23 protein-coding genes and 1 pseudogene are annotated in these 23,024 nt (G+C 68.3%); 17 read left to right on the forward strand and 7 right to left on the reverse strand.

Features of this window, described 5'->3' with window-relative positions; genetic code table 11:
• Window positions 1-23: 23 nt before the first annotated feature.
• A pseudogene (locus LFM09_RS27770) lies at window positions 24-1,210 on the forward strand (MFS transporter); the annotation flags it as partial.
• Window positions 1,190-2,101, forward strand: a complete 912-nt coding sequence (locus LFM09_RS27775) for a hypothetical protein (protein ID WP_414099570.1) — start codon at window positions 1,190-1,192, stop codon at window positions 2,099-2,101. The pseudogene LFM09_RS27770 and the gene LFM09_RS27775, both read left to right, overlap by 21 nt.
• Here LFM09_RS27775 and leuA read toward each other — a convergent pair.
• Window positions 2,091-3,881 carry a 2-isopropylmalate synthase gene (gene leuA / locus LFM09_RS27780; RefSeq protein ID WP_414099496.1) on the reverse strand — a complete coding sequence of 597 codons (1,791 nt, stop codon included), beginning with the start codon at window positions 3,879-3,881 and terminating at the stop codon, window positions 2,091-2,093. The genes LFM09_RS27775 and leuA overlap by 11 nt on opposite strands.
• Before the next feature lie 333 nt (window positions 3,882-4,214).
• Here leuA and LFM09_RS27785 point away from each other — a divergent pair, with 333 nt between their 5' ends.
• The 3 genes from LFM09_RS27785 to LFM09_RS27795 are packed head-to-tail and all read left to right on the forward strand — an operon-like array spanning window position 4,215 to window position 5,328.
• Window positions 4,215-4,511, forward strand: coding sequence for a hypothetical protein (locus LFM09_RS27785; RefSeq protein ID WP_414099497.1), 297 nt, complete (start codon window positions 4,215-4,217; stop codon window positions 4,509-4,511).
• A gap of 18 nt (window positions 4,512-4,529) precedes the next feature.
• Entirely contained in the window at window positions 4,530-4,817 is a 288-nt protein-coding gene (locus LFM09_RS27790; protein WP_414099498.1) for a hypothetical protein, read from the forward strand.
• A gap of 10 nt (window positions 4,818-4,827) precedes the next feature.
• Window positions 4,828-5,328, forward strand: a complete 501-nt coding sequence (locus tag LFM09_RS27795) for an NUDIX domain-containing protein (RefSeq protein WP_414099499.1) — start codon at window positions 4,828-4,830, stop codon at window positions 5,326-5,328.
• Here LFM09_RS27795 and LFM09_RS27800 read toward each other — a convergent pair.
• A complete protein-coding gene (locus tag LFM09_RS27800; RefSeq protein ID WP_414099500.1) occupies window positions 5,314-5,874 on the reverse strand; it encodes a nitroreductase family protein in 561 nt (186 codons plus the stop codon). The genes LFM09_RS27795 and LFM09_RS27800 overlap by 15 nt on opposite strands.
• On the reverse strand, window positions 5,874-7,097 hold the full coding sequence (locus LFM09_RS27805) for a hypothetical protein (RefSeq protein WP_414099501.1): 1,224 nt from the start codon (window positions 7,095-7,097) through the stop codon (window positions 5,874-5,876). The genes LFM09_RS27800 and LFM09_RS27805 overlap by 1 nt, the downstream gene beginning before the upstream one ends.
• Window positions 7,098-7,200: 103 nt before the next feature.
• Between LFM09_RS27805 and LFM09_RS27810 the strand changes: the two genes are divergently transcribed.
• From LFM09_RS27810 to LFM09_RS27840, 7 genes are all read left to right on the forward strand, one after another.
• A complete protein-coding gene (locus LFM09_RS27810; protein ID WP_414099502.1) occupies window positions 7,201-8,466 on the forward strand; it encodes an aspartate kinase in 1,266 nt (421 codons plus the stop codon).
• Complete coding sequence (locus LFM09_RS27815; RefSeq protein ID WP_414099503.1) at window positions 8,463-9,527, forward strand: aspartate-semialdehyde dehydrogenase; 1,065 nt, start codon at window positions 8,463-8,465, stop codon at window positions 9,525-9,527. The genes LFM09_RS27810 and LFM09_RS27815 overlap by 4 nt, the downstream gene beginning before the upstream one ends.
• 43 nt (window positions 9,528-9,570) lie before the next feature.
• Window positions 9,571-10,134 carry a hypothetical protein gene (locus tag LFM09_RS27820; protein ID WP_414099504.1) on the forward strand — a complete coding sequence of 188 codons (564 nt, stop codon included), beginning with the start codon at window positions 9,571-9,573 and terminating at the stop codon, window positions 10,132-10,134.
• Entirely contained in the window at window positions 10,131-11,627 is a 1,497-nt protein-coding gene (locus LFM09_RS27825; RefSeq protein WP_414099505.1) for an ADP-ribosylglycohydrolase family protein, read from the forward strand. Before LFM09_RS27820 ends, LFM09_RS27825 begins: the two co-directional genes overlap by 4 nt.
• Before the next feature lie 10 nt (window positions 11,628-11,637).
• Complete coding sequence (locus LFM09_RS27830) at window positions 11,638-13,056, forward strand: gluconokinase (protein ID WP_414099506.1); 1,419 nt, start codon at window positions 11,638-11,640, stop codon at window positions 13,054-13,056.
• Between the two features lie 195 nt (window positions 13,057-13,251).
• Entirely contained in the window at window positions 13,252-14,439 is a 1,188-nt protein-coding gene (locus tag LFM09_RS27835; protein WP_414099507.1) for an MFS transporter, read from the forward strand.
• 10 nt (window positions 14,440-14,449) lie between these two features.
• Window positions 14,450-15,625, forward strand: coding sequence for an MFS transporter (locus LFM09_RS27840; RefSeq protein ID WP_414099508.1), 1,176 nt, complete (start codon window positions 14,450-14,452; stop codon window positions 15,623-15,625).
• On the opposite strand, the gene LFM09_RS27845 is transcribed toward LFM09_RS27840, so the two are convergent.
• The gene (locus LFM09_RS27845) at window positions 15,601-16,653 is read right to left on the reverse strand and encodes an alpha/beta hydrolase (RefSeq protein ID WP_414099509.1); all 1,053 of its coding nucleotides are present in this window, start codon (window positions 16,651-16,653) and stop codon (window positions 15,601-15,603) included. The two genes, LFM09_RS27840 and LFM09_RS27845, sit on opposite strands and share 25 nt — an antisense overlap.
• Before the next feature lie 65 nt (window positions 16,654-16,718).
• Here LFM09_RS27845 and LFM09_RS27850 point away from each other — a divergent pair, with 65 nt between their 5' ends.
• The 3 genes from LFM09_RS27850 to LFM09_RS27860 all read left to right on the forward strand — a co-directional run bounded on the left by LFM09_RS27850 (window position 16,719) and on the right by LFM09_RS27860 (window position 18,288).
• A complete protein-coding gene (locus LFM09_RS27850; RefSeq protein WP_414099510.1) occupies window positions 16,719-17,294 on the forward strand; it encodes an NADPH-dependent FMN reductase in 576 nt (191 codons plus the stop codon).
• Window positions 17,295-17,373: 79 nt separating this feature from the next.
• Window positions 17,374-17,796 (forward strand): organic hydroperoxide resistance protein, encoded by a 423-nt coding sequence (locus LFM09_RS27855; RefSeq protein ID WP_414099511.1) that lies wholly within the window; start codon window positions 17,374-17,376, stop codon window positions 17,794-17,796.
• Window positions 17,797-17,811: 15 nt separating this feature from the next.
• A complete protein-coding gene (locus tag LFM09_RS27860; protein WP_414099512.1) occupies window positions 17,812-18,288 on the forward strand; it encodes a Dps family protein in 477 nt (158 codons plus the stop codon).
• On the opposite strand, the gene LFM09_RS27865 is transcribed toward LFM09_RS27860, so the two are convergent.
• Both LFM09_RS27865 and LFM09_RS27870 read right to left on the reverse strand, forming a co-directional pair.
• The gene (locus LFM09_RS27865) at window positions 18,285-19,238 is read right to left on the reverse strand and encodes a DUF4872 domain-containing protein (RefSeq protein ID WP_414099513.1); all 954 of its coding nucleotides are present in this window, start codon (window positions 19,236-19,238) and stop codon (window positions 18,285-18,287) included. The genes LFM09_RS27860 and LFM09_RS27865 overlap by 4 nt on opposite strands.
• Before the next feature lie 190 nt (window positions 19,239-19,428).
• Window positions 19,429-21,240, reverse strand: coding sequence for a S9 family peptidase (locus LFM09_RS27870; RefSeq protein WP_414099514.1), 1,812 nt, complete (start codon window positions 21,238-21,240; stop codon window positions 19,429-19,431).
• A 42-nt stretch (window positions 21,241-21,282) separates the two neighbouring features.
• Here LFM09_RS27870 and LFM09_RS27875 point away from each other — a divergent pair, with 42 nt between their 5' ends.
• Complete coding sequence (locus tag LFM09_RS27875; RefSeq protein WP_414099515.1) at window positions 21,283-21,780, forward strand: hypothetical protein; 498 nt, start codon at window positions 21,283-21,285, stop codon at window positions 21,778-21,780.
• Window positions 21,777-22,226 carry a DUF3291 domain-containing protein gene (locus LFM09_RS27880; protein WP_414099516.1) on the forward strand — a complete coding sequence of 150 codons (450 nt, stop codon included), beginning with the start codon at window positions 21,777-21,779 and terminating at the stop codon, window positions 22,224-22,226. The genes LFM09_RS27875 and LFM09_RS27880 overlap by 4 nt, the downstream gene beginning before the upstream one ends.
• Here the strand turns inward: LFM09_RS27880 and LFM09_RS27885 are convergent.
• The gene (locus tag LFM09_RS27885; RefSeq protein WP_414099517.1) at window positions 22,205-22,957 is read right to left on the reverse strand and encodes a heparin lyase I family protein; all 753 of its coding nucleotides are present in this window, start codon (window positions 22,955-22,957) and stop codon (window positions 22,205-22,207) included. The two genes, LFM09_RS27880 and LFM09_RS27885, sit on opposite strands and share 22 nt — an antisense overlap.
• Between the last annotated feature and the right edge of the window lie 67 nt (window positions 22,958-23,024).

The following is a 23,024-nucleotide window of genomic DNA, read 5'->3' on the forward strand; positions in this document are numbered from 1 at the left end:
CCAGCCGTTGATCGGAGGCCGTCGTGTACATCGCAACCGCTCGACAAGCTCCCGCCGCGGGTGGCACCGGCAGGATCGCGGGGAACGTGCTCGCCCTGGGCGCGGTTTCACTGCTCACGGACGTCTCCTCCGAGATGGTGACCGCGATCCTGCCGCTGTACCTGGTGCTGGGGCTGGGGTTCTCCCCGCTGCAGTTCGGTGTGCTCGACGGCATCTACACCGGTGTGACGGCATTGGTTCGTGTTGTGGGCGGTCATGCGGCTGACCGCTGGCAACGGCGCAAGCTCGTGGCGGGACTCGGATACGGGATCTCCGCGGTGGGCAAACTCGGACTGCTCGCTGCCGGTACCTCGGCCACCGCCATGGGGCTGGTGCTGGCCGGGGACCGGACCGGCAAGGGCTTGCGCACCGCGCCGAGGGACGCGCTGATCACGTTGAGCAGCGAGCCCTCGGCGCTGGGACGCGCCTTCGGTGTTCACCGTGCCATGGACACCGTTGGCGCGTTCCTCGGCCCACTGGTCGCGTTCTGTCTCTTGTGGACGCTGCCGGCTCGCTACGACGTGGTGTTCGTGGTGAGCTTCTGCTTCGCCGCGCTCGGTGTTCTCGTTCTGGTGCTCTTCGTGCGTGATCACCGCGACGTGCTGCCACGTGTCGCGGTGTCGTTGCGGAGCGCTTTCGGTTTGCTGCGGTCCAGGCCGTTCCGGCGGGTCTGCCTGGTCGCTTGTGGGCTCGGGTTCCTGACGCTGGGCGACGGGTTCATCTACCTGTTGCTGCAGAAGAAGCTCGACGTCGACGTCGCCTACATCGCGTTGCTGCCCCTCGGCACGGCGGGTGTGTACCTGCTCGCCGCCGTGCCGATGGGCGCGCTGGCCGACAAGGTCGGGCGGTGGCGGATGTTCCTCGTCGGCCACCTCGCGTTGCTCGGGGCGTACCTGATGTTCGTGGGCACGTCCGGGATTTCACTGCTCGTGGGCGTTCTGCTGCTGCACGGGCTGTTCTACGCGTGCACGGACGGCGTGCTGATGGCCGTCGCTGGTCCGCTGGTTCCGGACGAGCTGCGCACGTCCGGTCTGGCCCTGCTGCAGACCGGGCAGGTGCTTGCCCGGGCGACTTCTTCTGTCCTGTTCGGCGCTCTGTGGACGTGGTTCGCTTGGTGAGGATTCTTGTTGTCGTTGCTGCTGTTATCGCGTTGGGCGTAGGCGCTACCGCCTACGCCTTGCGCGCGCCGGAGGAGGTTTCCGTCGCGGTCGAACCCGGCCCGGTGGAGCTGACCGCCGGCCGTTTGCTGTTCGTGGACGACGCGAGCGGCAAGGTGGCGTCGGTGCCGTTGTCCTCGCCTGGCGGGCCGCGTCGGGTGAGCTCGTTGTCCTGCAAGCGGTTCTACACCGCGGCTCGGCAGGGGCTGTGTCTCGCGGACCGGTCCGGCCCGTTCCCAGGGGCCGTCTCGATCTTCGTCGACCAGTCGCTTTCCGAGACGCACCGCATGGACGTCGCGGGCGTGCCGAACCGCGCGAAGCTCTCGGCGGACGGGCGGATGGCGTCCTGGACGACCTTCGTCACCGGTGACTCGTACGCGCAGACCGGTGCGTTCTCCACCCGCACGGGCATCTACGACCGGGAGACGCTGCTGTACCAGAGCAACATGGAGGGCACGCGGATCGCCGGCATGAAGCGGGCGGAGGACATGAACTTCTGGGGCGTGACGTTCACCGAGGACGACCGCTCCTACTACGCGACGCTGTCAACCGGGGGCAAGACCTACCTGATCAACGGCGACTCGACTGATATTTCTGCGAAACCGTTGCGGGAGAACGTCGAATGCCCGTCGCTGTCACCGGACGGCAAGCGCGTGGCGTTCAAGAAGCGCGTGCCGGGCGACGGCGTGCGGCCGTGGCGGCAGCACGTGCTGGACCTGACCACGATGGTGGAGACACCCCTGGCCGAGACGCGTGGGATCGACGACCAGGTCGTGTGGCTCGACAACGACACCATCGCCTACGGCCTGCCGGGCGAGGGCATCTGGGCCGTGCAAGCGAACGGGGAGGGCGCGCCGCGGCAACTGGTGCCGCACGCGTCCTCCCCGTCGCTCGTTATCGGTTAGCGCGGTTGACGGCCGAGACGATCGCGCGGAACGAGGCGGCGACGGTGCTGCTGTCGATGCCGACACCCCACAGGACGCGGTCGCCCACGGCGCATTCGAGGTAGGCGGCGGCGCGGGCGTCGTCACCGGCGGACAGCGCGTGCTCGGCGTAGTCCAGCACGCGGACGTCGTAGCCCACGGACGCGAGCGCGTCGACGAACGCGGCGATCGGGCCGTTGCCGGACCCCGTGATCTCCTGCTGCTCGCCGTCGATCAGCAGCACCGCGGTGATCTCCTCGTGGCCGCTGCCGTCCGACGACGCGCGGTGCCGCAGCAGGTGCAGAGGAACCTTGCCGTGGAGGTACTCCTCCGCGAACGCGTCCCACATCTCCTTCGGGTTGATCTCGCCGCCCTGCGTGTCGGTGACCTCCTGGATCACCCGCGAGAACTCGATCTGCAGGCGCCGCGGCAGGTCGAGGTGGTGCTCCTGCTTCATCAGGTAGGCGACACCACCCTTGCCGGACTGCGAGTTGACCCGGATGACGGCCTCGTAGTTGCGGCCGACGTCCTTCGGGTCGATCGGCAGGTAGGGGACCTCCCACGGGAAGTCGTCGACGTGCTGGCCCGCGTCCTTGGCGTCGGCCTCCAGCGACTCGAAGCCCTTCTTGATCGCGTCCTGGTGGGAGCCGGAGAACGCGGTGAAGACCAGGTCACCGCCGTACGGGTGGCGCTCGGGCACCGGCAGCTGGTTGCAGTACTCGACCGTGCGGCGGATCTCGTCGATGTCGCTGAAGTCGATCTGCGGGTCGATGCCCTGGCTGAACATGTTCATGGCCAGCGTGACCAGGCAGACGTTGCCGGTGCGCTCACCGTTGCCGAACAGGCAGCCCTCGATGCGGTCCGCGCCGGCCAGGTAGCCCAGCTCTGCTGCCGCCACGCCGGTGCCGCGGTCGTTGTGGGGGTGCAGGCTGAGGATGATGCTGTCGCGGTTGGCCAGGTTCCTGGACATCCACTCGATGCTGTCGGCGTAGACGTTCGGGGTGGCCATCTCGACCGTGGCCGGCAGGTTGATGATCAGCGGCTTTTCGGGCGTGGGCTGGATGACTGCGGTTACGGCGTTGCAGACTTCCAGGGCGTAGCTGAGCTCGGTGCCGGTGTAGGACTCCGGGCTGTACTCGTACCTGAAGTCGGTCTCGGGGTAGTGCTGCTCTTGGGTCTTCGCGAACTCGGCGGCGTCCACGGCGATCTTCTTGATGCCGTCGCGGTCGGAGCGGAAGACGACTCGGCGCTGCAGGATCGACGTCGAGTTGTAGAAGTGGACGATGGCCTTGTTGGCTCCGCGCAGGGACTCGAAGGTCCTGGCGATCAGCTCTTCGCGGCACTGGGTGAGGACCTGGATCGTCACGTCGTCCGGGATGGCGCCGTCTTCGATGATCTCCCGGACGAAGTCGAAGTCGGTTTGGGATGCCGCCGGGAAGCCGACCTCGATCTCCTTGAAGCCCATTCGGACCAGGAGGTCGAACATCTTGCGCTTGCGGGCGGGGGACATCGGGTCGATCAGGGCCTGGTTGCCGTCTCGCAGGTCCACCGCGCACCACTGTGGAGCTCGGTCGATGCGTTTGGTGGGCCAAGTGCGGTCTGGGACGTCGATCACCTCTACTACCTCGTGGAACGGGCGGTAGCGGTGGAAGGGCATGCTGCTTCCCAGCTGGGTGTTCCAGGTGGGTTGGGTTGCCGGGGCCGGGCGCGCTGGTTGGCGGATTCGGCTGTTGCCGGAGGTGTAGGCGTCTTGGGTGGTCATGGTTCTCTAGCTCCGATGCGGGTCGTTTGGAACGACCGGCGGCAACGCTGAGTCCCGCGACGGGGGGCCGGTCTGATCAGACCCCGTCACGGCAGCGAAGCAGGAGGGAACGCCACACGTCGGACAGAGTAGTCACAGATTGGGCTGGGATGGAACTTGTAGACCGGATCGTGGGATATCTGGGGGCGGCGCCTGGTCCGCAGGTGGTCACCTTGCGGGCAACAGCATCCATGCGACTCGTGACGGGACCCCACTGCCGGGACCGCTCGCCTTCCGTCGCGTACCTGCAGGTGTGCAAGTTTCGCCAGGCGTGAATCCGGGAAAAGCTCATGTATGTCCAGATTACGTACCACCAGTGGCCGCGGCACAGCGTCACGCGTGATCAGCGGCATCGGCGCGGTCTTCGCACTCATCGAAGTCCTCTACATCCTGATGATCGTCCTCGGTGCGAACACGGGGAACGCGTTCTTCAGGTTCGTCGCATCTCTCGCCGAGCCCCTCGCCCTGTTCTTCCCCGGCCTGTTCCAGACCGGTAACTACAACGTCGATGTGCTCCTCAACTACGGACTGGCTGCGGTGTTCTGGCTGGTCGTGACGGGTCTGCTTGCCCGTGCGGTGTCTCGCTACTGAGGAGTAGATTCCGGGGCCATGCGGACTCGCGTGGTCTCTGTCGCCGCCGGAATCATCAGTTGGGTCGGCCTCGCGCTGGCGGTCGTGCTCGTGGTTCACGTGGTGCTGACCGTCGGCGGGGCCAACCCCGACAACCCCATCACCAGTACGGTCAAAGGCCTGGCCGAGCCGTTGGCGCTCGCGTTCAGGGATCTGTTCTCGCCGTCGGACGCGAAGTTGCGCACCATCGTCAACTTCGGGCTGGCGGCGTTGTTCTGGCTGGCCGTTCGAGCGATCGTCCTTAAGCTCGTCAGGCGTCTGAACTAGGTTCAGGCGTATGGCGCGCGACGACTTCTGCAACAACTGCGGCACCGCGTATGCGGACACCGCCTCCTACCCGCGCACGTGTCCGAGCTGCGCGCACATGGTGTGGGCGAACCCGTCCCCTGTCGTTGTGCTGCTCGTCCCGGTGAAGGACGGCCCGCGCACGGGTCTCCTCACCGTGCGGCGGTCGATTCCGCCGGTGGGGCAGCTTGCGTTCGTCAGCGGGTTCATCGATCGCGGTGAGTCGTGGGAGCAGAGTGCGGCGCGGGAGCTGCATGAAGAAGCAGGTGTCACCGTCGACCCGGATGATCTGCGGCCGTTGCACTTCGTGTCGACGCCGGACGGGGGGACGGTGTTGTTGTTCGCCACGGCGCCTGCGATCAACGCTGAGGACATGCCGCCGTTCGTGCCGAACGACGAGGCGTCCGAGCGCAAGGTCATCTTCGAGTGCGAGCCGTTGGCGTTTCCGCTGCACAACGAGGTTGCGACCAAGTACTTCTCAACCGAACAGTGACTGGCCCCAGGTGCCGGTGAAGGCGGTTTCGGACAGCGGGTGGCGTAGGCGTTCGCGCTGTTCGCGGGCCTGAAGGTCCTCGGGGAGGTCTTCCAGGCGGCCGGGGTGGCCGATTGCCATCACCACCAGCGGGCGGACGTCGTCGGGCATGTTGAACGCCTTGTGGGCGGCTGGTTTGTCGAAGCCGCCCATCATGTGTGCGATCAGGCCCAGGTCGACTGCTTGGAGGGCGATGTTCTCCATGGCCAGGCCCAGACCGAACTCGATGTTGGGCAGGTCGCCACGGGCATCGACAGTGATCACGCAGCCGATGAGCAGCACGGAGGCGCGGAAGGCCCAGGTCTTGTTGCCGGGGCGGAGGGTTTCGAAGATCGCGTCGAACGTCGGCGTGCCGCGGTGGCCCACGATGAAGCGGGCGGGTTGGCTGTTGCCGTGGGACGGGGCCCAGCGGGCTGCTTCGAGCAGGACGCGCAGTTCGTCGTCGGAAACTGTTGCGTCCGGGGAGAAGGCGCGTGGGCTCCAGCGCTTGGAGATCAGCTCGTTCATCAGATCGCATACTGCCAAACGGCCAGGGAGTAGGCGCCGAACCAGGCGCTCATGACCGTTGCCAGGCCCAGTGCGGTCAGCAGTGTTGACGTTCGGCGGCGGGCCAGCATCAAGGCCAGGGGGATCAGCAGGGTGAAGGCTGGGAGCAGGAGCCTTGCCTTGGAGTTCATCAGGCCGTTCGAGCCGATGTCCATGACCAGGACGCCCAGGCCGTAGACGATCAGCGGCCATTCGAGGCGTCGGCGGAACGCGTGGACCACCAGGATGATGGCCAGGACCAGGAGCCAGACGGTGCCGGTTTCGAGGACCGAGCGCGGGTTGCCCAGGTGGTCGAAGGTGAATTGAAGGGTGGCGGCGCCGCCGTCGAACTTCGAGCCCCAGCCGCGTTGCTGGACGCCGAACCAACCATCCAGGTCGCCGGTGCGGACGGACACCCAGGCCAGGTAGCCGAGCATGCCCAGCGGGGCGATCAGGGCTCCGATCCAGGCTCGCCAGTCGCGCCTGTCGGCGATCACGGCGACGATCGCGGCCAGGCCCACGGCCGCGATCAGGGCGGCTGCCGTGGGGCGGACCAGGCCCGCGGCCGCGCAGCACACGCCGGCGAGGATCCAGTGTTTCTTGACCACGCCCACCAGAGCCCACACGGCGAAGGCGCAGAACGTGGCCTCGGCGTAGGTCATGGACAGGACCACGGCCATGGGGGAGGCGGCGAAGAGCGTGACCAGGATCAGGCCGCTGCGGGTCGAGCCGCCCCGGACCGCGCGGCCCAGGACGAAGAGACCGTAGGTGCAGAACAGTCCGCTGATCAGGCTCACCGCGAAGGCGGCGCCGGCCACGTCCACGCCAGGCAGGCCGTCGACCCACCTGATCAGGGCCGGGTAGCCGGGGAAGAAGGCCAGCGGTGTCTCGGCCGAGCGGCGGCCGGCCGCGTCGGTCAGGCGGAGGGGTACGTCGTTGTAGCCGTGCTCGGCGATGCCGAGGAACCACTCGCCGTCCCACGACTTCAGCTCGCCCGCCGCTGTGCTGGTGCCGCCGCGGATCTTGTTCTGGTAGTCGACGACCAGCTGCAGCACGAACAGGCCGATCTGGCGCACGACCAGGTAGATCAGCGCGGGGGCGGTCCAGAGGGCCGCTGGGTGTCTGAGCGCCTCGGCCAACCGTGAGCGCGCACTGCTCTCATGCACGGCTGCTGGGGCCTCCACGACATCGGTGCTCGACGACACCCGGACAGAGTAGTCACGCGCGTCACGGCTCAAGAGTCTCACCAGGTGGTCCGGGTAGGCTGCCTACGACGTGGGGTTTTAGCTCGCGAAGGAGGTTGGGTCGGTGGCGCTCGTCGTCCAGAAGTACGGCGGTTCATCGGTTGAGAGTGCCGAGCGGATCAAACGCGTGGCCGAGCGCATCGTCGCGACCAAGAAAGCGGGCAACGACGTCGTGGTCGTTGTGTCCGCCATGGGTGACACGACCGACGAGCTGCTCGACCTCGCCCGCCAGGTGTCCCCGGTGCCGCCCGCACGTGAGCTCGACATGCTGCTCACCTCGGGTGAGCGGATCTCGATGTCGCTGCTCGCGATGGCGATCCACTCGCTCGGTGCCGAGGCGCGGTCCTACACGGGCTCGCAGGCAGGCGTGATCACGACGTCGGTGCACGGCAAAGCCCGCATCATCGACGTGACACCGAGCCGGATCCAGGACGCGACGTCCGAGGGGGCCATCGCGATCGTCGCGGGCTTCCAGGGCGTCTCCCAGGACTCGAAGGAGATCACCACGCTCGGCCGTGGCGGCAGCGACACCACCGCGGTGGCGCTCGCGGCCGCGACCAAAGCCGACGTGTGCGAGATCTACACCGACGTGGACGGCGTCTACACCGCCGACCCGCGCATCGTGCCGAACGCGAAGAAGCTCGACACGATCAGCTACGAGGAAATGCTCGAGATGGCCGCGTGTGGCGCCAAGGTGCTGATGCTCCGCTGTGTGGAGTACGCCCGCCGCTACAACGTGCCCGTGCATGTCCGTTCTTCGTTCAGCAACAAGACCGGAACCATCGTGTCCGGTTCAGTGGAGGACCTTCCCGTGGAACAGGCGATGATCACCGGCGTCGCGCACGACCGGTCCGAGGCCAAAATCACCGTGACGGCTGTCCCCGACCACCCCGGCATCGCGGCCAAGATCTTCCGGGTCGTGGCGCAGGCCGAGCTCGACATCGACATGGTCGTGCAGAACGTCTCGCAGGCGGCGTCCGGCCGCACCGACATCACGTTCACGCTGGCCAAGGTCGACGGCCCGCGCGCGGTGGCGGCGCTGGAGAAGGCTCGCGGCGAGATCGGGTTCGACCAGGTCCTCTACGACGAGCACGTCGGCAAGGTGTCGCTGATCGGCGCGGGCATGCGTTCGCACCCCGGCGTCACGGCGACGTTCTGCGAGGCGCTGGCCACGGCCGGCGTCAACATCGACATCATCTCCACCTCGGAGATCCGCATCTCGGTCATCTGCCGCGACACCCAGCTCGACGACGCCGTCCGTGCCCTGCACGACGCGTTCGAGCTCGGTGGCGACGAAGAGGCCGTCGTTTACGCAGGGACTGGACGATGACCGCGCCCGTACTCGCGCTGGTTGGCGCTACCGGTGCCGTGGGCACCGTGATGATCGACATCATGAACACCCGGTCCACCGTGCCGTGGGGCGAGATCAGGCTGATCGCGTCCCCGCGCTCGGCGGGCAAGACGATCAACGTCCGCGGCCAGGACCTGACGGTCATCGCGCTCTCGCCCGAGGCGTTCGACGGCGTCGACATCGCGATGTTCGACGTGCCGGACGAGGTCTCGGCCGAGTGGGCCCCGATCGCCGCCGAGCGCGGTGCGATCGCGATCGACAACTCCGGCGCGTTCCGGATGGACGCCGACGTGCCGCTGGTCGTGCCCGAGGTCAACGCGGACCAGATCGACAACCGCCCGCGCGGCATCATCGCGAACCCGAACTGCACGACGCTGTCGATGATGGCGTCGCTCGGTGCCCTGCACCGCGAGTTCGAGCTCAAGGAACTGGTCGTGGCCTCGTACCAGGCCGCGTCCGGCGGTGGCCAGGCCGCCATCGACCGCCTCTACGCCGAGATCTCCGCGATCGCCGGCAAGGAGGTCGGCGTGGTCGCGGGCGACGTGCGCGAGGTGCTGTCGGCCGCCGGTCTGCCGGTGTCCGAGTCGCCGTTCCCCGCACCGCTGGCGCTGAACGTGGTGCCGTGGGCCGGTTCGCTGAAGGACGACGGCTGGACGTCCGAGGAGCTGAAGGTCCGCAACGAGGCCCGCAAGATCCTCGGCATCCCGGACCTGAAGGTCTCGGCGACGTGCGTGCGCGTCCCGGTCGTCACGACCCACTCGCTGGCCGTCCACGCGACGTTCGCCCGCGAGGTCACGGTCGAGGCGGCGCACAAGATCTTCGAGGAGCAGCCGACGATCGTGCTCGTCGACGACCCGGCCGCGAAGAAGTTCCCGACGCCCGCCGACATGGTGGGCGAGGACCCGACGTACGTGGGCCGCGTGCGTCAGGCGCTGGACTTCCCGAACACGCTGGACTTCTTCGTGTGCGGTGACAACCTGCGCAAGGGTGCCGCCCTGAACACCTACGAGGTCGCGGAAGAGCTCGCCAAGCGACTCTGATGTGGCAATCTCCCCGCCGCCCGGCCGGTATGGTCGGGCGGCGATGGGGGAGATCAAGTGGTTGAGGCCGCCTCGGCTCAGTGAGGTCGTGGCCGTCTATCAGGGGTTTGCACAGGGCGCGGGTGTCCGAACAGGACTCGTTGACCAGTTGGTCGCGTGCTCGGCGGAAGATCCGCGCGAGGCATTGGCCGAGTGGGCCGCGCAGCCTGCCGTTCAGCCGGATCTGGTGTCACGCCAGGGCGCACGTCTGCTGGCGAAGAACGACTACCGCGGCGACGTGAAGTCGCAGGGACCCGGCGCGTTGATCTGGGCGTTGCCCGCCGCCGTGCAGCGGCTGGACGCCGAACGGATCCGCGAGCTCGTCGCGCTCACCCACGGCCCGGACTCACCGGCCGCCGATGCCGTGATCCTGCTGGCCGATCATCTCTGCACGTCCGGCGAGCTCGAACCTCCGGACGCCGACCCGTCGACCGCGGCGGGTGCGTTGGCGCAGGCACTCAAGGGTGAGGGGCGCGGTGTCGCGCGGGCCATCGCGGGTGCCCTGCAGGGCGGGCCCGAACACGACATCCGGCTCGTCGCGGAAGAGCTGTACCGGAGGTCGTGGTGACCACGCCGTTGACGCCGATGGAGCACGCGCTGGGTGCGTTGCAGGCCGACTTCGGGCACAAGAACGCCCACAACGACCTCCTGATCCCCGGTCAGGTTTCGTTGGAGCAGCACGACTTCCCCGAGGTGCTGGAGGTCTACACCGACGAGTCGCGGCTGCCTGCCGGTGTCGCCCAGTGGATGCGGGTGCCGCTGCACACCATCATCAGCAAGCTCGTCAGCACGTCGAAGTTCGTCGGCACCAAGCCGCAGCGGCTGCACGTCAACCCGGGCCGGCCGTTCGACACGGAGTTCGACCTGGTCGAGCTGGCCGATGCCACCGCGCAGCACATGCGGATCTGCGGGTGCTGGGAGCGGCCGTTCGTCCAGCACGAGGGCTGTGCGTGGCTCGACGGGCAAGGACGCCGGTTCTTCGTGGAGCGGCCGCCGGACGACGGCAGGCTGCGCGGCTGTCTCATCGCGGGCGCGATCGGGGACGCGCTCGGCGCGAACACCGAGAACCTGCCGATGGAGGTCGTCCACGAGCGCCACGGACCCGACGGCATCACCGATCTGCCCGACGAAGCGCACATCACCGACGACACGCAGATGACGCTCTTCACGTTCGAGGCGGTCATCCGCGCGCACGTGCAGGAGCGCACCACCGGCACGTTCGACCTCACCGGCGTCACGCAGCACGCGTACCAACGCTGGCTGCACACCCAGAAAACGCCGTGGGACAAGGCACGCGGCGTTGCGTCCACTTTGGAGGAACCGGACGGCTGGCTCGTCGGCCACCGCGACCTGTTCCGGATGCGGGCACCCGGCCTCACGTGCACGAGCGCGTTGCAGGAGTACGCCCGCACCGGCGAACAGGCCACGATCACCAAGCCCGTCAACAACTCCAAGGGCTGCGGCGGGGCCATGCGGGTCGCACCGGTCGCGTTCGTCAGCGACGACCCGGGCCGCGTGTTCGCGTTGGCGGCGGCGAACGCGGCACTGACGCACGGGCACCCGAGCGGCTACCTGTCCGCGGGCGTGTTCGCCGTGCTGGTGCACCAACTGTTGCGTGGCAAGGGTTTGCTCGAAGCCGTCGAGACCGCGATGAGCTCGCTCGCCCGCCGCGAAGGCCACGAGGAGGTCGCCCAGGCCATCGAGCACGCGATCGAACTCGCCGCGCTGGGCGACCCGAGCGTGGCGCGCGTCGAGGAGCTCGGCAGGGGCGGCGTCGGCGACACAGCGCTGGCGATCGCGTTGTACGCGGCGTTGGTGACGGACGACCCGAACGAGGCGTTGCTGATCTCGGTCAACCACGGCGGCGACAGCGACTCGACGGCGTCCATGTGCGGCAACCTCGTCGGCGCGCTGCACGGCATCGACAAGATCCGCCCGGACTGGGTCGAACGCGTGCAGTTCCGGGACGTGATCGAGCGGATGGCCGCGGACTGGGCGGCCGAGACGCACCCGCTCCCACCCGTGACCCAGGAGTGGTTCGTCCGGTATCCACCGACCTAGGGTGGGGGTCATGGCGATCGTTCTGGCGGTAGACCTCGGCACCACGGCCACCAAGGTCGTCGCGGTCGACGCCCAGGCCCGAGTGGTCGCGTCGACTGAACGTGGTTACCCGATGCGCACCAGCGGCGTCGAAGCCACGCACGACCCGCAGCAGGTGCTCGCCGCAGCCTTGGACGCCCTCCAAGAGCTGGCCTCCGACGACGTCCAGGCCATCGCGCTGACCGGCGCCATGCACTCGATCATGGGCCTGGACGCGTCGCTGAACCCGGTCACCGAGTCGCTGAGCTGGGCCGACAACCGTGCGATCGAGCAGACCGAACGCCTGCGGGGCACGGCGGAAGGCCGCGAGCTGCACCGGGCGACCGGCGCCCCGATCCACTCCTTCACGCCGCTGATGAAGCTCGCCTGGTTCCACGAGAACGGCGTGCGCGCCGCGAAGTGGTGCGAGATCAAGGACTTCGTGCACCTGCACCTGACCGGCGAGCTGATCAACGAGCACTCGTCCGGCTCCGGCACGGGCTTGATGAACATCCACACGCTGCAGTGGCACGAGCCGTCCCTGGCGTTCGCCGGCGTCACCGCCGACCAGCTCCCGCCGCTCGTCGAACCGACCCACTCGACGCCGTTGAAAGTCGCGATCCCCGGCCTGCGTCCCGGCATCCCGGTCATCGTCGGCGGCGGGGACGGCCCCCTGGGCAACCTCGGTGTCGGCGCCGCCACGCCAGGAGCCGGCGCGGTCTCGCTCGGTACGTCGGGCGCCCTGCGCGTGGCCCAGCAGGGACCGGGCATCGACGACGAGGGCCGCACGTTCAGCTACGCCATCGCCGAGGGCCTCTGGGTCCGCGGTGGTGCGATCAGCAACGGCGGCGTGGTGGCCCAGTGGGCCGCCGAGACTTTCGGCATCCCGGTCGGCGACCTGCTCTCCCAGGCTGCCGACGCGGATTCCGACGGCCTGGTAGCCCTGCCGTACCTGTTGGGCGAACGAGCGCCGTGGTGGGACCCGACCGCGCACGCCGCGTTGCTGGGCCTGCGCCGCGAACACACCCCGCAGCAGATCACGAAAGCCCTGGTAGAAGGCGTCTGTCAGCAACTCGCGTTGGTGCTGGACGCGGTTCCGCACGTGGAGTCGCTGCGGATCACCGGAGGGGCGTTCCGAGCTCCGGTCTGGGCCCAGACCCTGGCGAACGCACTGGGCATGCCGCTGCACCTGACCGAGGACACCGGCGGCTCGGCCGTCGGCGCGGCGCTGCTCGCGTGGCGGGCGCTGGGCGAGATCGACTCGCTGACCGTCGACCTGGTGGAGCCGACGCAGACGATCACGCCCGACGAGGACGCCGTCACGAGGTATGCGAAGGCACGCCCGTTCGTGGCGAAGGCGTACCGGGCGCTGGAAGAGCTGTACAGCGAGGGCAACGCCCCCAGAACGTGATCTCGGCTCGCTCGACGCGGAAGCCGGCGAGCTCGACCGCCGGTTCGAAGACGCAGTCGACGTCCTCGACCCGGCCGCATTCGCGACACACGAGGTGGTCCAGTGCTGGCACGGTCATCACCCTAGCCCTGAGATCTTGAACACATCAAGAAAACGAAGGGTTAAACATTTTGCGGGCCGCGTGAGGATGAGGCTGTGAACCTCGCGCCCTTCAAGCACGTCCTCATGCTGCCCGGGGTTCGCCCCTTAGCACTGTTGATGTTCTTCGCGAGGATGCCTCCTGCCGCGACCGGTGTGATCCTGACGCTGCACGTCGCCGTCACCCTGGACAAGGGCTACGGCGCGGCCGGGCTCGTGGGGGCGGTGGGCACCATCGGCATGGGGCTCGGGGCTCCGCTGATGGGCAGGTTGATCGACGAACGCGGTCTGCGGGCGATGCTCGCGGTCAGCGTCACGGCCTCCGCGGCGTTCTGGCTCACCGCGCCGCTGATGGGCTACTGGACGTTGCTGATCACGTCGTTCGGCGTCGGCCTGCTCGGCGTGCCGATGATGTCGATCGGCAGGCAGGTGATCACCGCACTCGTGCCGGAACACCAGCGCCGGGTCGCGTTGTCGGTCGACTCGATCTCGGTCGAGCTGTCGTTCATGGGCGGGCCCGCGCTCGGCGTGTTCGTCGCGACCAAGTTCTCCACCAACGCGGCGTTGATGTTCATCGGCGTCTCGACGCTGGTCGCCGGAGTGCTGCTGTACTGGGCGAATCCGCCGATGATCCACGAGGACGAGGTCGTGGACGGGCCGAAGCCGCGGGTGTTCGAGTGGCTGCGCGGGCGGATCGTCGGCGTGCTGATCGTGTGCGTCGGTGCGACCGTGTGCCTCGCGGGCATGGAGGTCTCGGCGATCGCGTCGCTGGAACGCATCGGCAAGGAGAGCTGGCTCGGCGTCGTGTTCTTCGCGATGTGCGCGGCGTCGATCGCGGGTGGCCTGGTCTACGGCGGTGTGAAGAAGGCACCGAGCGTTCTGCTGCTGCTCGTGGTGATGGCGGCGTTGGAGATCCCGGTGGGGCTGGGCGACGGCAGCGTGCTCTGGCTGTGTCTGCTCCTCGTGCCGATGAACCTCACTTGTGCGCCATTGATCGCCGCGTCCGGAGAGCACATCAGCAGACTCGCGCCGCCCACGGCCCGCGGGCTCGTGATCGGCCTGCAGGGTTCGGCCTTCACCATGGGCAACGCGATCGGTGCTCCGCTCGCCGGCGTGGCGATCGACCACGGCGGCGCACCGCTGGGGTTCGCCGTCGTCGGGGTCGTCGGACTGCTGGTGGCGGCCGTCGCGTGGGTGCTCGCCCGGCAGCATGACCGGGAGCAAAACCCGTTGCCAGTCGGGTGACGATGAGGGGGTGAACCTCGCCCCCTTCAAACACGTCCTCGCGCTGCCCGGGGTTCGTTCCCTGATGCTGCTCATGCTGCTGGCCAGGATCCCCCCGACGGCGGCGGGCGTCACGGTGACGCTGCACGTCGTGACCTCGCTGGACAAGGGGTACGCGGCGGCCGGCACGGTGGGGTTCGCGACCATGGTCGGCCTCGGTCTCGGGTCGCCGCTCATGGGCAAGCTGATCGACAGCAGGGGGTTGCGGATCACGCTGGCGCTCAGCGTGCTCGAAGGCGTCTTCTGGGTCACCGCGCCGTTGATGGACTACTACCTGCTGCTCGTGCTGGCGTTCGCGAACGGCCTGGTGGCGGTGCCGATGATGTCCATCGGGCGGCAGGCGCTCACCGCGCTCGTGCCCGAACCGCAACGGCGGCCGGCGTTCTCGCTGGACTCGATCTCGGTCGAGTTGTCGTTCATGGTCGGACCCGCGGCGGGCGTGCTGATCGCGACGAGGTTCTCGACCGGCACGGCCCTCGTGGCGATCGGCGTCGCGATCCTGCTGGCCAGCGCGGCGCTCTTCGTCGTGAACCCACCGCTGGTGCACGAGGACGAGGTCGTCGACGGACCGCAGCCGCAGCTCAAGGAGTGGTTGCGCGGGCCGATGATCGCGGCGTTGATCATCCCGTTCGGCGCCACGATGGTGTTGTCCGGCATGGAGATCGCGGCGATCGCGTCACTCGAGCACGAGGGCAAGCAGGGCTGGCTCGGCCTGATCTTCGTGGTGATGTGCGCCGCGTCGGCTCTCGGCGGGCTCGTCTACGGCAGCCTCAAACGGGTGCCGGGCGGTGTGGTGCTGCTGGCGTGCCTGGCGGCCCTGTCGATCCCGGTCGGCATCGGTGACGGCAACGTGGCGCTGCTGGCGATCGCGCTCATCCCGATGAACCTCGTGTGCGCGCCGACGATCGCGGCCTCGACCGAGCAGATCAGCAAGCTCGCGCCCGCCACGGCCCGCGGAGTCGCGCTCGGCCTGCAGGGCTCGGCGTTCACGTTCGGCGTAGCGGCAGGTCAGCCGCTCACGGGGGTCGCCGTTGACCACAGCGGACCCCCGCTCGGCTTCGTCGTCGCAGGTCTGGCCGGACTGGTGATCGCCGGTCTTGGGTGGGTCCTGTCGCGTCAGCGTCAGGCGGTCTCGGTCACGTCCTGAGCGGAGTTGGCCAGCGCGAGGCCGGTCCGGAGTGCGCCCACGGCTTCGGACACGGCCTCGCGGAAGATCCCGCCGACGCCGAGCACGTTCGCGAAGCCGTGGAACAGACCTTCGTGCCGGCGCAGCACGACCGGAACGCCCTCGGCGGCCAGGCGTTCCGCGAAGGCCTCGCCCTCGTCGCGCAACGGGTCGTAGCCCGCGGTCGCGATGTAGGTGGGCGGCAGGTTCGAGAGATCGTCGGCGAGCATGATCGACAGACGCGGGTCGTGCCGGTCCTTGCCGCCCTCGGTGTACTTGTCGAGGAACCAGTCCATCTTCTCGTCGGTCAGGAAGAACCCGTTGCCGAAGATCTCGCGCGAGCGGCGGCGCACCGAGGCGTCGACGCCGGGGTAGAAGAGCAGCAGGAACGCCAGGTCGATCTCGGCGCTGTGCGCGGTCACCGCGGCCAGGTTGCCGCCCGCGCTGTCACCGCCGACCGCGATCCGCTTCGCGTCGATCCCCAGGTCCTCGGCCTTGGCCACGGCGTAGCGCAGCACCTCGGCCGCGTCGTCGGCCGCCGCCGGGAACGGGTACTCCGGGGCGAGCCGGTAGTCGGCCGCCAGCACCCGGACACCGGCCTCCCTGGCGAGGAAGCGGCACAGCTGGTCGTGGCTCTCCAAGCTGCCGGTCACCCAGCCGCCACCGTGGTAGAAGATCAACAGAGGCGAGCCGGTGGCGAGGCCGTCCGGCGTGTAGAGCCGGCCGGCGAACTCGCCGATCGTCAGCTCTCTCGTGCCGACTCCGGTGATCTTCGGACCGGCCACGAGCTTCGAACTCAACTCCAGGTCGAGGCGGCTCTCGGATGCTGTCTTCGTGCGCCAGTCAGTGCCGGACAGCTGCTGGAGCCGCAGCAACAGCTGGGCTTCCGGGTGCAGGTCCTGGCCGTCCAGGCGGATCGGGGTACCGGCGATGAGCCGGCGCAACGGGCCCGGCAGACCGAACGCGAAGCGCAGTGCACCGGCCAGTACGCCGGCCTGGAAGTTCGACATGTGTTTCAGGTTACTAGCGAGTATTGCTGGATCTCCAGGTATCTGGAGGTGGAAGGATCGTTGGCATGACGGTGACGGTGGTGGGCATCGGTGGCTCGATCAGGTCCGACTCGCAGTCCGAACGGGCGCTGCGGGTCGCTCTTGAGGGTGCTCGCGAGCTCGGAGCGGAAACGATCCAATACAGCGGCCCTGAGCTGGTCCTCCCGTTCTACGACCCGTCGGTGCCGGAGCGCACGGACGTCGCGTTGAAGATGGTCGAGGACCTGCGCCGTGCCGACGGTGTGATCCTCGTGTCGCCCGGCTACCACGGCACCGTGTCCGGTCTGGTCAAGAACGCCCTCGACTACATCGAGGACCTCCGTGACGACGAGCGCCCGTACCTCGACGGCCGCGCGGTCGGCACCATCACCGCCGCGTACGGCTGGCAGGCCGCGGTGAACACGTTGTCCGCGGTTCGCTCGATCGTGCACGCCCTGCGCGGCTGGCCGACGCCGCTGGGTGCCGCGATCAACTCCGCGCAGGTCAAGTTCGACGGCGACGGGGCCTGCTCGGATGCCGACGTCGACCGGAACCTGAGGGTGATCGGCCGCCAGGTCGCCGAGTTCGCGCTCCGCCAGGCGTCTCATCTGGACGTGAACTGACTCACGATCGGGCAGATAAGTCGTGTGCGATCCGTTCTAACCGGTGGGTAACAAAACCACTGACTCAAGGGAGAGCGGAATGAGCACGCTGTACACGGCCGAGGCGACTGCATACGGCGAAGGCCGCAACGGCGAGGTGCGCTCCTCCGACGGTGTGATCGACGAGGTGCTGTCGGTCCCGAAGGAGATGGGCGGCCCCGGCGGCGACGCGACCAACCCCGAGCAGCTGTTCGCGGCCGGTTACGCGGCCTGCTTCAACTCCGCCCTCGCGGCAGTCGCGCGCGCCGGCAAGATTCAGCTCGCTTCTTCTGAGGTAACCGCCAAGGTGGGGATCGGCCCGAACGGCGCCGGCGGCTTCCAGCTGTCCGTCGAGCTCGCGGTGACCATCCCCGGTTTCGACCAGGCGGTCGCGGAGAAGCTCGTCGAGCAGGCCCACCAGGTCTGCCCGTACTCCAACGCGACGCGCGGCAACATCGAGGTGGCGCTCACCGTCACCGTCTAGGAGGCGCGTTCGACCATGGCCAAGAACCCGATCACCAGCCCGTTGTCCGACTCCGACCGCGACGCGGTCGGGTCTGTCCTGCAGGCGACTCTGGTCGACCTCGTCGACCTGTCCCTGATCGGGAAGCAGGCGCATTGGAACGTGATCGGCAAGAACTTCCGCAGCGTCCACCTTCAGCTCGACGAACTGGTCGTCCTGGCACGCAACGCCGCCGACCAGGTCGCCGAACGCGCGGCCGCTCTCGGTATCACGCCGAACGGCACGGCGAAGACCATCGCCGCGTCGTCCGGCGTGCCCGAGATCGCGTCCGGCTGGCTGAAGGAGGAGCAGGTCGTTTCCTCGATCACGGAAACGCTTGCGTCGCTGATCTCCCGCATGCGATCCCGCATCGACGAGACCGACAAACCCGACCTCGTCACCCAGGACCTGCTGATCGGCATCACGCAGGAACTGGAGCAGGCGCACTGGATGTGGCAGGCCCAGGCGGCCTAGCTCATCAGCCGACGGACGGCCCGTTCCTCGATGGAACGGGCCTCGTCGACTTTCCGGGCCAGTTCGTCGTGGTCGCCACCTCTGGCGATCTCCGACCAGAGCTCGCCTGACTGGCGGAATTCCTGTGCGCCAGGGAGTCCGGCTTCGTCGAGGAAGTCGGCGTAGAGCGGCCGGGTCGCTCCCGGTGCCGTGTACTCGACCTCCAGGCAGTCGTGCAGCCGTTGCATTACTTCGTTCCTGGTGTCGCCGGGCCAGCGCTGCGCCCAGCCCTTCTTCCCCTTGTCGCGCAGCTGTTCCGCGAGCTTGCGCATGCCGGAGAAGCCGAAGTTCACGTCGAAGTTGTTGCCCAGCACCGGTCCGGTGAGGTGCTCGCAGGTCATCTCTATGGCTGCTTGGACGTCCGGCTCGCCCGTGCGCTCACCGATGCTGATCATCTCGTGCTTGCCCTGGCCCCAGCTGGTCATGAACTCGGTGAGTTTCTGAGTGCTCGTGCCGTGGTTGTGGACCGTGACCGTGTCGCCGTCGACCCCGAGCACGCCGACCGGGTGCTTTTCCTTGCCCAGCAGGCAGATCACCGGACCCTGTGCGTTGCGGAGCTGGGTCTCGGCCTTGCGCGCGGACGTGGTGGTCGTGACGTCGTGCTGGATCTTCGCGTGCATGAGCGCGGTAGGGATGAACGGCGCCGGGTGGTGCCGCGCGACGATGGTCATCGTCGGCGTGTGGCCCTTGTACTCGAACACGAAGTACATGAACCCGATGCCGCCGGCGAGCCCGGCCAGCATCGCCTCGGACCACTCGTCGTCGAGGATCTCCCGCAGCAGCCACGAATCGTGCATCTGCCCAGTGGGCCGTGCCTTTTCGAGCACGTGCCGGCGCGCGGTGGTGTACGACTCGCCGGTGCGCTCCATCCGGGCTCTCACCAGGCGCTTGAACGACTTCTGCTCGGTCATGACGTGCCTCTCGCGGACGCGCTGGAGCCGTTCCCCACGCCTTGCTCTGCCCGTCCGGGAGTTGTGCGCACACGACTGACCGGCGCCGGGACGACAGGAATCCCCTTTGCCTCCGCGACGCCGGTCAGCGTGGGTGACCGATCAGGAGGTGAGGCGCTCCGGCAGCGCCGTCACCAGCATACTTCGGCGACTACTTCGCGAGGTGCCTCCGCGCGAAGTCCACCTCGGCCGCCGTCTGCCGCATCGTCTCGGCGACCACCAACGAGCCGTGCCCCGCGTCGTAGCGGTACATCTCGTAGGCGTGCCCACGAGCGGCGAGCGCGTCGAGGTAGTTGTCGATCTGCCGGATCGGGCAGCGCGGGTCGTTCTCCCCGGCGAGGATCAGCACCGGCGCGGTGACCTTGTCGACGTAGGTCAACGGCGAGCACTCCTTGTAGAGCTCCGGCAGCTCCTCCGGCGAGCCCCCGAACAGCGCCCGGTCGAACGCCCGCAGCGGTTCCATCTCGTCCTCGTACGCGGCGAAGTAGTCCGCGACCGGCACGCCCGCGACGCCGACGGCCCAGCGTTCCGGCTGCACGCCGATGCCGAGCAACGTCAGGTAGCCGCCCCACGACGCGCCGCTCAGCACCGAGCGCGACGGGTCGGTGAGCCCGGACTCGACCGCCCAGTCGTGGACGGCGGCGATGTCCTCCAGCTCGGTCAAGCCCGGCCTGCCCTCGATGGCGTCGCGCCACTTCGAGCCGTAGCCGCTCGAGCCGCGGTAGTTCACGTGCACGGTGGCGAACCCGGCGTCCAGCCACACCGCGCGGTAGGCCGAGAAGCGGTCCTCGTCGGAGGAGTGCGGGCCGCCGTGGATCAGGAAGACCGTCGGGAACGGGCCCTCGCCCGCCGGCTTCGAGACCAGCGCGTGCACCTCGCCGACGAACACGTCCTGCAGAGCCTCAGAAGTCGCGGGGACGGCGCCGGCAGGTTCGACCAGCACGCGTTCGGTGCCGTCGGTGGCCAGTGCGCGGATCACCGTGGACCTCTCGGCGGACGACCACGAGTACTCGATCGTGCCGTCCGGCCGCACGCCCGCGGAGCCGATCACGCCCGGCGCGGTGTCCAGAGTGGACAGCGCACCGGTCGCGAGGTCGTAGCGGTGCACGGTGTTGCGGGCGTGGTGGGTGTGCACGATCAGCAGCGCGGAGGCGTCCGGGTACCAGTCGGCGGCGACCTCGCCCGGCAGGTCGAGCACGATCTCCTGCTCGGTGTCCGCGGCGACGTCCCAGATCAGCAGCTCCTCGCGGCCGCGGCGCTCGTGCAGCACCAGCAGCCGCTGGTCACCGCGCACCGGGCTGAACGACACGGCGTCCAGTCCGAGGCCCTTGCCGTCCCACTTCTCGGCGACCGTCGCGCCGTCGGAGGCGTTCAAGGCGCGCAACGCCATGTGCCGGTTGTCGCCGTGCTCGGAGTGCGCGATCACGACCAGCGACTCGTCCTTGGACATCGCGGTCACGCCGGCGTCGTTGACGTGCTGGTAGAGCACCTCGGTCGAGCCGTTGCGGGACAACCACACCGTCGTCCCGTCGTCGGTGGACGCGGCCACCGCGGTCACGTCCCGGCCGATCTCCAGGCCCGCCGGGTAGCCCGCCGTGACGCCGGGGACCGCAGGCTCGGCCTTGCTGCCGTCGGCGTGGAACGGTTCGCGCACCCACACGCCGAACTCGTCGCCGTCGTGGTCGTCGAACCACCAGATCTCGGTGCCGTCCGGGTTCAGCGTGCCGTGCGACGTGCCGTTCGGGCGGTCCGTGACCTTGCGGTGCTCGTTCGTCGCGCGGTCCCAGGCGTAGATCTCCCACACGCCGCTCGCGTTGGAGACGTACAGCGTGCGGTCCGGTGCGTCGTCGGCCCAGCCAGGCAGGCTCATCCGGGGAGCGGTGAACCGCTCGCGCCACCGGGTCTCGGCGGCCGGATCGTCGAAAAGCTGGTCTGGAACGTTCGGAGCAGGGTGCGTTGTCACGTCTCAACACTAGAGTGAGCAGCTGTTCTAGGGGGATTTGAGATGACACAACCACCACAGTGGGGTGCGCCGACGCCCGCACCTCCGATGTATCACCGACTGCCGCAGATGCCGCCGCGGCTGATCATGGCGTGCCTGCTGCACGGGTTGTTCACCGTCACGCTGTGCGTTCTCGGCGCCTTCCTGTTCGTGGCCCGCTCGATGGACGGCGAGACCCTGTTCTGGAGCTTCGTCTACGGCGCCAGCCCGGCCGGGTTCGCCGTGCTCAACGTGGGCGCGATCTGGGGGATCTACGACCCGCACTTCCCCCAGATGATCACGTCGCGGCTCTCCAGCGTCGCCTGTTTCATCATGTTGGCGGGCGCGCTGGTCCGCTCATGGGACCGGGAAGACGTCAAGATCGCTCCGACGCTCGTGGTCGCTGCGATCATGGTGTTGTGCGTCCTCAACCTGTTCCTCACGTTCGGCCCGCAGGTGAAGCAGTGGCGAGCGGCCAGGCATCAGCTGTCCCTGAGTCAGGGACTGCGGCCGCGCCGATGACGTTCGAACTCGCCCAGGTCAACATCTCGCGGCTGCTGGCACCGCTGGACAGCCCGCTGCTCAAGGAGTTCGTCGACGCCCTCGACCCGGTGAACGCGGTCGCGGACGCCGCCCCCGGCTTCCGCTGGCGGCTGCAGAGCGAGGCGGGCGACGCGACCGCGATCCGCGTCTTCGACGACGACTGGCTGATCGTGAACATGTCCGTGTGGGAGTCACCGGAGACGTTGCTGGACTACGTCTACGGCGACGCCCACAGGGCAATCCTGCGCGGCCGGCGCAAGTGGTTCGAGCACCCCGTCGAGGCGATGACCGCGCTGTGGTGGGTGCCTGTCGGTCACCGCCCGTCTGTCTCGGAGGCCGAAGAACGCCTGGTTCACCTGCGTGCGCACGGCCCTTCAGCTTTCGCGTTCACGTTGAAGCAGGTCTACGGCGCGACGTCCGCGTAGCTCGTGCCGAGCTTGGCGTTGTTAAGCCAAGCTGCGGCGCGCCCGCTGTTGGGGCCGGACCGGTAGACACCCCACTTGGTGTTGACGTGCGTGCCCCACAGCGTCGCGCCGTTGTACCGCTTCTGCCCGTTGTTGAACGTCTGCTGCACGCCGTTGCGATACAGCTCGACCCACCCGTCGTTGCCGCGGCTGAGCTTGAAGCCGATCACCCAGTCGTTCCACTGCCCGGCCGGGAACGGCACGGTCCAGATGTGCTTGCTCCCACCGGTCGGCGCGGTGAGCTGGAAGTGCAGCTTGCCCTCACCGAGCGTGCGCAGGACGAACGGCCCTGACTTGGGCTGCGACCCGCTCGCCCCCGAGATGTGCAGCTGGTAGACCGAGATCCAGTGGCCGCCGTTCGGGTTGACGTCCCACTTCGCCCGCCACCCGAAGTAGAAGACCTTGCCCGTGTCGGCGCTCCCGATCCGGTACGGCGAGCCGTTCTTGCGCATGCCGCGGCTCTCGCACCGCTCCTTGCCGTTGGACCAGTCCCACGTCTCGTACTTGATCGACGCCCCGTACTTCGGGTCGTTGGCGACGGTGATGCTGCCCGGATCGCGCTCCAACCCGTCGAAAACGGCAGCCGGCCCCTTCGCGGGATCCGCCTCCCACAGCACGTTCTGGGCGTGGGCCTGGGTCGGTGTGATCAGCGCGGCAATGATCGTTGCGGTCAGCGCCCAATGTGCGCGCATCAGATCTCCTTCTGTGCAACGCCCGCGGCGAAGGCATAGATCGGATGTCTGCGGCGTGATTCGCACG

The organism is Lentzea alba (assembly GCF_047445655.1).
In the GTDB taxonomy this organism is placed as follows: domain Bacteria; phylum Actinomycetota; class Actinomycetes; order Mycobacteriales; family Pseudonocardiaceae; genus Lentzea; species Lentzea alba_A.